We start from the raw sequence: 4,851 nt of genomic DNA on the forward strand, positions 1-4,851 counted from the left end.
AGCCGACACGTCGCATCGGGGTCCGGCTGGCGACGTACTCCGCGACGCCCAAACCCTCGAGGCCGGGCGCCGTCAGCCATCGCCGCAGCCCGGTCGCGGGGCCTCATTCCGGGGGCCAGATCGCGATCACGACGTTGCCGATCTTCTGCCCGGACTCGACGTATCGGTATGCCTCCACGATCTGCTCCAGCGGGTATTGCCGGTCGAGAAGCGGCCGGAACCGCCCCGAGGCGAGCAGGTCCCGGATGTACTCCACCATCGTTCTGTCGATCGACGGGTACGGGAACACCACTCTCCTGCTGCGCAGCAGCGGGGTGAGCATCGCGAGCACCGGATTCTGCGCGAATCGGCCGAGTTCGGTCGAGGCGTACACCCCGCGGGGCTTGAGCAGCCGCCTGCACCGGCCGAACGAGCTCTTGCCGACCGCGTCGAAAACGGCGTCGTAGACATGCTCGTCCCGCGTGAAGTCCTGCGTGGTGTGATCGATGACCCTGTCGGCGCCCAGCCCTCGCGCCGCGTCGACGCCGTCCGGGCCGCACACCGCGGTCACCTGGGCGCCCAGACATGTCAGCAGCTGGACCGCCGCCGAGCCGATAGCCCCAGTCGCCCCGTTGACCAGGATCTGCGTACCGTCCCGGACCGGGATCCTGTTGATGAACGACAGGGCGTAGTGCGCGCCCTCCGTGGCGGCGGCGGCCCGTTCGAAGGTGACCCCTGCCGGCACCTGCGCGAGCGGGCCATCGGCACGGACGGTCAGGTACTCCGCGTGAGTGCCGAAGGGACCCTCGTTGTAGCCGAAGACCCGGTCCCCGGTCCGGAAGACGGTGACGTCGGTGCCGACCGCCTCGACCACCCCGGCGAACTCGTTGCCGAGGATCGTGGCCTTCGGCCTGGTGAGCCCCGCGACGAACCGCATGATGAACGGTCTGGCGGCCCGGTAGCCGCAGTCGGTGCGGTTCACCGTCGCCGCGTGCACCCTGACCAGGACCTCACCGGCGCCGGCCGTGGGCTTGTCGACCTCCTGGATTCCCACAACCTCCGGTGGGCCGTACCTGGCGTGCACCGCCGCCCTCATCCGCGACCGACCTCTCACGTGCGTCCACCGTGGCCTTCGGACGCTCGGTGGGTGATGCTCACGACGTCGATGGTGATGGTCCTCGACGCTACTTGCATGACCCATGGGGACGAGACCTGTAGGGACCAATTCCCTGCGCAGGCGGGGCACGGTCTACCTTGCAGGCCGGACGTGCACCTAGTTCCATCGCGCGTGGGCGGGTCGTTCGAGGGTGGCGATTCCGGCCAGGTGGTAGGCGTCGGCTGCGTCCGCGAGGTCGGCCGGTTCCAAGCCCGCCTCGCCCGCGGCGGTGGCGAGGTCACGCCCCGCGAGAACGGCGCGTTGCACGCGGGCGGTGATGCTCTCGACCAGAGTCCCGGTCTCGCCGGTCGTCCCGTCGGCTTCCCGGTAGGCGACGAGAACTGCAGCCGGGCCGATCCACCGGACGGAGAGCACCTCGACCGCCTCAGTGCCGGTCACCCCGAACACCCGGACTCCGGGGATCAAGTGCTCCAGCCGCGCCGCGGTCCCGTTCGTCGCGCTCACCTCATCCGAGAGTTCCATCCGCCCCCGACGCCGTCTCGGATCCGTTCACGCGCACAGCCCATTCCGGCCGTGGCGCAATCCCCCGGAGTCTTATGGCGCTGCGGGGCAGGGTAACAAAGCGGTCCATTCACCTCCCACAAGTCCCGCGAGCCGTCACGACCCTGCGCCGTTCTTAGCTTGCCGTTTAACCTCAATGCCGTTGACTTAGGGCTGGGCTGGGCTGGTAGTTCTACGGATACTAGAGGTAATGTCCGATGGCTACTCGCCTGGTTGATCGGTTCGCGCTTGGGGATCTGACTGCGGTGTTCCCGCCGGAACTGATCGATGTGGTGCTGGCCAAGACCCGGGAGCGTGAGGTACGGGTCCGGCTGCTGCCGCCAAGGCTGACGGCGTACTTCGTGCTCGGCCGGGCGTTGTTCTGCCCGGAGCCGTACCGGGAGGTGCTGCGCACGCTCGCCGAGCCGGCCCGTCGCGAGGGTGGTTGGGACGACTGGCATGTGCCGGATAAAGCCGCGGTGTTCCGGGCTCGGCGCAACCTGGGCGTCGAGCCGTTCCGGGAGTTGCTGGTGCACGCCGGGGCGGCGGTGGCCGATACGCGGACGCCGGGGGCGTTCTGGCGGGGTCTGCGGCTGATGGCGATCGATGGGACGACGCTTGCGGTCGCGGACACTCCGGCCAACGAGGCCGGCCTGGGGCGGCCGAGGGCGCGGCCGGGCAAAGGCCCGACCGGGTATCCGCTGGCCCGGTTGATGGTGCTGGTCGAGGCCGGCCCCCATGTGATCTGCGATGCCACGGTGGATTCCTACCGGGTCAAGGAACGGGTACTCGCCGAGCGCCTGGCCGGCTCGCTCACGCCGGGGATGCTGGTTCTGGCCGACCGGGGGCTGCCCGGGACGCATCTGTGGCACCAGCTGGCGGCCACCGGTGCCGATCTGCTGTGGCGGGTTCCGGGGATCTGGAAGCTCCCCGTCGAACAGGTGCTTCCCGATGGCTCGTGGCTGTCCACGGTGCACGGCGGCCGGGGCCGCAGCGTCCGCCCGCCGCAGGACATCCGGGTCCGCGTCATCGAGTACACCCTGGACCTGCCTGGCCAGGACCGCAACGCACGTTACCGGCTCATCACGACCCTACTCGACCCCGACCAGGCACCGGCCGCCGAGCTGGCCGTGCTCTACGACCAGCGGTGGGAGGTGGAGAACACCCTGGCCGAGTGGAAGACCACCCAGATCGGCGCCGCCACGGTACTGCCCAGCAAGAGCCCGGAGCTGGTGTTCCAGGAGGTCTTCGCGCACCTGGCGGTCTACACCGGGCTGCGAGTCCTGATGCACGCCGCGGCGGTGAACCGCAGCGAGCCGCTGGATCCCGACCGGCTGTCCTTCGCCGCCACTCTGCGGGCGGCCCGGCGCAGCGTCACCGCATTCCCGGGGAATTTTCCCCCCTCACCGCCTTGCGGCTGAACTCGCCCACCTCACCCAGGAGCTGGAAGAAGAGATCAACCCTGCGCGCCGGCTCCGCTCCGTGGTCCGGCAGGTCAAACGGAAGATGTCCCGTTTCCTGTCGTGGAACCCCCAACGACCACGCCCTCCTCAACCTATCCGCCGCCCAGCCGAAACCATGCAGATCATCCGGGCCGTCGGACCCCTACCAGACCCCTAAGTCAACGGCATTGAGGTTAAACGGCAAGACTTGGTTCAGCAGCACCGACGCGACTCCAATAACGTGGGCGCAGGGGCGCCGACGACTAGAAGACGCCGGAAACCGTCACCGGAACGACGGAAACGACCTACTCCTCCGGCTTGTACAACTCGCCCAAACCTATGGTCAATACCTGGTCACTGCTGATCGAGGCCCGCAGCTCCGGGTCGAAACCGGCGCCGCTGTAGCAGGCAAGCACCGTGTCCCGGGTGTCGAATCCCTTACCCGCCAGGAGTTCACGGGCCCGGCGCAGGCGTTCGACATGCCGGACGCCCATGACCTCACCCCACTTCGCCTCCCCCAGGGACAGCACCCGACGCGGTTCACCCGGGTTCGCGGGCGCCAGCACGGCGACGTCGACTCCTATCTGGGTCCTGTGCGCCGGGTCCGCGACGACCCCGGCGCCGACCTCCGCCGGCAGCCCGCCGAAGATTTCGGGAGGTGCCGCGACCGCGAACTCGCGGCAGATCTGTTCGAAGTGCGGCCCGAGGACCTGGGCGGAGAACCGGGACCTGGCATCCTGCCAGACGGCCGCAGCGCGACCGCTCTCCAACAGCCCCCATCTGGGCCGCATGACCACCTGATAGAAGACGATCAGCGGTTCGGCGATCCGGTAGACCGAACGTCCCTGGCGGAACAGGTCGGCTTCCCTGCGGAGCAGCCCGCAGTCCTCCAGCACGTTGAGGTGATGGCCGATGTCCGCGGCCTTGCGACCGATGTAACCGGCGATTCCTCCCCGGGTGTTGTTGCCACCGGCCACCGCCGCGAGAACCGAATGATACAAAGCCGTATCCCGGACGTCGGCCTCCTCCTCGAGGAGGTAGCGGGCTTCCCGGAAAAGAGGGGTCGCCGGGTTGAGTACCGTCCGCAGCACCCAGTTGTCGAAGTCGGCCAGGCTCTCCGGAGAGTCGTCGTTGACAAACCTGCGGTAGGCCGGCGTACCGCCGACGACGGCGTGGTGCCGGACCGCCAACGCGGGGTCGCCGATGTTCCAGAAACGAGCGGCCAACGGATAGTCGAACGGGCGTACCACCAGCTCAAGGCTGGCCCGCCCGCGAAGCGGAGCGCTACCCGCCAGCATTCTTCCCATTACCGACACGGCCGAGCCGCACAGCAGTAGTAAGATGCTGTTCGCCCGCGCCACCGCCCGATCGATCTCCCGCTGGAGAATCGACGGGAGTGCCGGCGACGCCGCGCTCAGATAGGGGAACTCGTCGATGACGACCGGCCCCGGCCTGCTACCAGCCACCGCGAACAGGTAGGTGACCGCCTCGTCCCAGCTGACGAAGCGCGGCGGCACGGGCGCTTGCACGTACTCGGCCAGGGTTTCGGCAAAGAGGTGGAGCGATTCCGTCTCGGTCGCCTGGGTGGCTCCAAAGTACATTCCCCCTGTCTCGCGAGCCAGTGCCTCGATCAGGAAAGTCTTGCCCTGGCGACGGCGTCCACTGACCACGCCCAGCCGTGGTTGTCCCCGGTCGCGTGCGGCAAAGGCTGCCAGCTGTTGCCACTCGAAGTCACGATCGAAGATGCGGGCAGGCTTGATCATCAATGATCCC

General features: G+C 68.4%; 4 protein-coding genes. 1 reads left to right on the forward strand and 3 read right to left on the reverse strand.

From position 1 onward, the window contains the following. Positions 1-103: 103 nt before the first annotated feature. Positions 104-1,075 carry an NAD(P)-dependent alcohol dehydrogenase gene (locus U9980_RS22415; RefSeq protein ID WP_322769739.1) on the reverse strand — a complete coding sequence of 324 codons (972 nt, stop codon included), beginning with the start codon at positions 1,073-1,075 and terminating at the stop codon, positions 104-106. Between the two features lie 177 nt (positions 1,076-1,252). Further along, positions 1,253-1,618 carry a hypothetical protein gene (locus U9980_RS22420; RefSeq protein WP_322769740.1) on the reverse strand — a complete coding sequence of 122 codons (366 nt, stop codon included), beginning with the start codon at positions 1,616-1,618 and terminating at the stop codon, positions 1,253-1,255. A gap of 236 nt (positions 1,619-1,854) precedes the next feature. Between U9980_RS22420 and U9980_RS22425 the strand changes: the two genes are divergently transcribed. Further along, positions 1,855-3,057, forward strand: coding sequence for an IS4 family transposase (locus tag U9980_RS22425; protein WP_322769741.1), 1,203 nt, complete (start codon positions 1,855-1,857; stop codon positions 3,055-3,057). A 326-nt stretch (positions 3,058-3,383) separates the two neighbouring features. Here the strand turns inward: U9980_RS22425 and U9980_RS22430 are convergent. Continuing rightward, positions 3,384-4,851, reverse strand: a 1,468-nt coding sequence (locus U9980_RS22430; protein ID WP_322769742.1) for an ATP-binding protein, incomplete at its 5' end; no start/stop codon positions are given.

Source organism: Protofrankia sp. Cr1, from assembly GCF_963555865.1.
Taxonomy (GTDB): domain Bacteria; phylum Actinomycetota; class Actinomycetes; order Frankiales; family Frankiaceae; genus Protofrankia.

What these genes read in the sequence shown, in the direction of transcription:
- U9980_RS22415 (WP_322769739.1), bottom strand. Translation starts at nt 1,075, where the DNA reads ATGAGGGCGGCGGTGCACGCCAGGTACGGCCCACCGGAGGTTGTGGGA.
- U9980_RS22420 (WP_322769740.1), bottom strand. Translation starts at nt 1,618, where the DNA reads ATGGAACTCTCGGATGAGGTGAGCGCGACGAACGGGACCGCGGCGCGG.
- U9980_RS22425 (WP_322769741.1), top strand. Translation starts at nt 1,855, where the DNA reads ATGGCTACTCGCCTGGTTGATCGGTTCGCGCTTGGGGATCTGACTGCG.